The organism is Mesorhizobium sp. M2A.F.Ca.ET.037.01.1.1 (assembly GCF_003998075.1).
In the GTDB taxonomy this organism is placed as follows: Bacteria; Pseudomonadota; Alphaproteobacteria; order Rhizobiales; family Rhizobiaceae; genus Mesorhizobium.
In genome coordinates, this window is record NZ_RZSA01000723.1 from 1 (window position 1) to 3,566 (window position 3,566).

At 67.3% G+C, this 3,566-nt stretch carries 2 protein-coding genes and 1 pseudogene; 2 read left to right on the plus strand and 1 reads right to left on the minus strand.

Features of this window, described 5'->3' with window-relative positions; all coding sequences use genetic code 11:
* Window positions 1-245, minus strand: a pseudogene (locus tag EOA27_RS27710) (formyl transferase); the annotation flags it as partial.
* A gap of 246 nt (window positions 246-491) precedes the next feature.
* On the opposite strand from EOA27_RS27710, the gene EOA27_RS27715 reads away from it, so the two are divergent.
* Both EOA27_RS27715 and EOA27_RS27720 read left to right on the plus strand, forming a co-directional pair.
* Window positions 492-2,591, plus strand: a complete 2,100-nt coding sequence (locus tag EOA27_RS27715; protein WP_126083315.1) for a Wzz/FepE/Etk N-terminal domain-containing protein — start codon at window positions 492-494, stop codon at window positions 2,589-2,591.
* 1 nt (window position 2,592) lies between these two features.
* On the plus strand, window positions 2,593-3,566 hold a 974-nt coding region (locus EOA27_RS27720), incomplete at its 3' end, for a VpsF family polysaccharide biosynthesis protein (protein ID WP_127257748.1).

Consider the following 3,566-nt stretch of genomic DNA (forward strand, 5'->3'; position numbering starts at 1 on the left):
GGCTGGGACGCTCTCGCATGGCCGGCCAGCATCGAAATTGGCACACGCCTAGCCGTCCCATCGGCGGGCAGGCGGTGGATAAGCGTCTCAAGCTGGAACAGCGCCTCGGCCGCCTGCGGCACACCGCCCGCCGCCGGACGCGCGTCGACGCAAAGCTCGATCCCGGGCAGCTGCGACAGCCTTTCGGCCAGCGCGACATGGAAAGCGCGCACGCGGTCGCCGTCGAGGCGCAGGCTCAGGCGCATGGCCGGTCCCCGGGCGACTCGCCTCCGGAGCCGGCAGGCAGGCCCGCCGGTTCTAGTTCCCGCCGCATGCGCACGATGTCTCCAATTTCAGCTGCACCTAATTTCCACCGTGTCGGTGCAAACTTCGTGCCAGGGCAGCCCCAATTTATGAACATAATTAACAGTGTTTTAATCGTTGCCGGGAATAGCTAGGCCAACGCCGCATTTCTCGTCTTGCCGGCCGATGGAGCGTTGTCGGAGCGACCTTTGCAACCACCCCTGCTCATGGTGCCCCAGCAGAACGCTCCGGAGGCGGTCGCGCCGGCGCCAGCCTATTACGCGCCCGCACCGGCGCCAGCGGCTGCCACGGTCGAGCTTGGCGATCTCGGCCGCATCCTGCTGCGGCGCCGCTTCCTGATCCTCGCCGTCACCGCGCTGCTCACCGGATTGACGCTTGTCTACACCATGCTGACGCCGGCGCTCTACTCCTCGACGGCGCAGATCATCGTCGATCCCGAGGACCTCCAGGTCGTCACCAACGACGTAAATCCGAGCCGCATCTCGCCCGACGGCGGCATCACCCAGGTCGAGAGCCAGGTCAGCGTCGCGCAGTCGAACGGCGTGCTGCTGCGCGCGATCAAGGCGGAGAATCTCACCGAGGATCCGGAGTTCAACGGGCAGGGCGGTCTCGGGCGCTGGATGGGCATGCTCTTCGGCGACAGCGACACCGACAGGACGGCGACCACGCTGGATTCGCTGCGCCGTGTCCTCGCTGTGAAGCGCGACGACAAGGTTCTGGTGCTCAACATCATCATCACCGCCAAGAGCCCGCAGAAGGCGTCGGACATCGCCAACGCCATCGCCACCGCCTACCTTGCCGACCAGGCCGACGCGCGCAAGGAAAAGGCCGCCAAGGCCTCCGAGGCGATCACCGCGCGGCTCGACGAACAGCGCAAGCGCGTCGAGCAGGCCGAGAACGCGGTCGAGGCCTATCGCTCGCAGCACAACATGGTGATGGCGCAGGGCAATCTGGTGAGCGACCAGGAACTGACCGGGCTCAATGCCGAGCTGACCGCCGCGCAGGCGCGCACCCAGCAGCTCAAGGCGCAGGTCGATCAGCTGCGCAGGCAGGGCGGCGCGCCGGACGCGACCTCGGAAGCCACACGCTCGTCGACGATTTCAAGCCTCAGGGCGCAGGAAGCGGCGCTGGTCGACCAGATCGCGCAGCTCGGCACCGGGCTCGGGCCGCGCCACCCCTCGATGATCGCCGCCCAGCAGCAGCTGCGCGACCTGCGCGTGCTGATCCAGCGCGAGCTCGGCCGCATCGTCACCGCCGCGGAGACCGATTATGAACGATCCCTGGCCAACCAGCAGGCGCTGCAGGCCAAGGTGGCGGCGCTCAAGTCGAAATCGCTCGATACCGACCAGGCATCGGTGCGTCTGCGCGAATTGCAGCGCGACCTCGACGCCGTGCGCACCGTCTATGCCAACTACCTGCAACGCGCCCAGGAAACACGCGAGCAGACCAATGTCGACAGCACCAATGCCCGCATCATCTCCAATGCCATGCCGGCGCTGAAGAAGAGCTGGCCGCCGAAGGGGCTGCTTGTGTTCGGCGCCGTGTTCGGCGGGCTGGCGCTGGGCATCGGCATGGCGCTGATCGCCGAATATCTTTCGCCGACCGTGCTTTCCGCCAACCAGATGCAGTCAGCCATCGAGGCGCCGGTGCTGGGCGTGCTGCCGGGCAGGGGACGCCGCCGCTCCGGCGCTGCCGCCCAGAAGACCGATGCCGTGGCGGGGCTCGCGCTGCAGCGTATCGCCGCCGCCACCAGGCGTCCGTCGGACTGGCCGCTGGTGCCCTCCATCCTGGTGGCGTCGTCGCCCGAGGACAAGGCGCAGCGCTCGAGGGTGGCATGGCAGCTCGCCAACGCGGCCGCCGCCAGGGGCCGCCGCGTGCTGTTCATCGACATCAATGCCGGCAAGGGCCAGAAGGACCCGCAGCCCGGCGTGCTCGACGTGCTGCGCGGCGAATATCCGCTCGACGCGGTCAGCCGCTATGCGCCCGGCAGTTCGGTGGCGCTCATCGGCCGGGGCCGGCCGGCAGCGGTGTTCCAGGAAGCGCAGGCGCTCTATTTCGCCCACCGCATGCTGGCCGAGGCCAATCGCAGTTTCGAGCTCGTCGTCATCGACGGCGGCGCGCTGGCCGACGACCTCAACGTCCTGCCGCTGGTCGCCATGGCCGACGAGATCCTGCTCGTCGCCAGGCTGAACGCGACCCCGATGCGCGACGTCGCCTCGACCTCCGAAGCGGTCTCCGTCATGGGACGGTTGCCGACCGGCGCCATGCTGGTCGACGAGGCGGCCTGACATGGCCTCGATCCTGGCTGGTCCCGCCCGGCCTGTCCCGGCCCCGGGCTACGGCATGGCGGGCCAGCGCACTGTTCCGGTTGACACGCTGACCCGTCTTGGCATCACCGTTGCGGTGCTGCTTCTGTTTTCCATCTCGGGCGGCATGCTGTGGCTGGCAGGCTACAATTACGACGGTCTGCAGGGCAGCCCGCTGAGCAAGATCCACCCGTCCACCTATCTCTTCGTGCTCGTCTTCGTCTGGCGCGCCTGCACCTTCGGCAATCCGGTCGGCTATGTGGTCCATGTCACCAACAAGCGGCCGGCAACGATGCTGATGGCGGTGATCTCGACGGTGCTTCTGTTCGTCGTCATCCTCAGGCAGCGCCCCGGCATGGCCGGCATGATCGACACGTTCGTCGCCCCGGCGCTGGTCGTGCTGCTGCTTAGCGAGGACGATGAGAAGACCTTTGCCCAGCTGCGGATCGTCATCCATGCCGTCATGACGGTGAACGCGCTGATGGCGCTGTTCGAGTTCGGCACCAAGCATCTGGTGTTCCCCTACAGGTTCGACGGCGCCGTGTTCGTCAATGATCTGCGCTCCACCGCGCTGCAGGGGCATCCGCTCTCCAATGCCACGGTCACCTCGATCTATGTGCTGTCGCTGCTGTCGGGTTCGCGCTCGCTGTCGACGCCGCTCAGGCTGGCGCTTGTCGGCTTGCAGTTCTGCGCGCTGGTCGCCTTCGGCGGCCGCTCGGGCATGGTGCTGACGATCCTGCTCGGCGGCGTCTATCTACTGATACAGGGCCTGGCACAGCTCAGGACCGGGCGAGTCAACCTCTTGGGCGCCGCGCTGGTGATCATGCTCGCCGCTCTGCTGCCGCTGGCGATCGCGCTCGCCGGCTATTACGGCTTCTTCGACGCTCTGCTCCAACGTTTCGTCTCCGACAGCGGCAGCGCCAATGCCCGCGTCGAGATGTTCGACCTCTTCCGGCA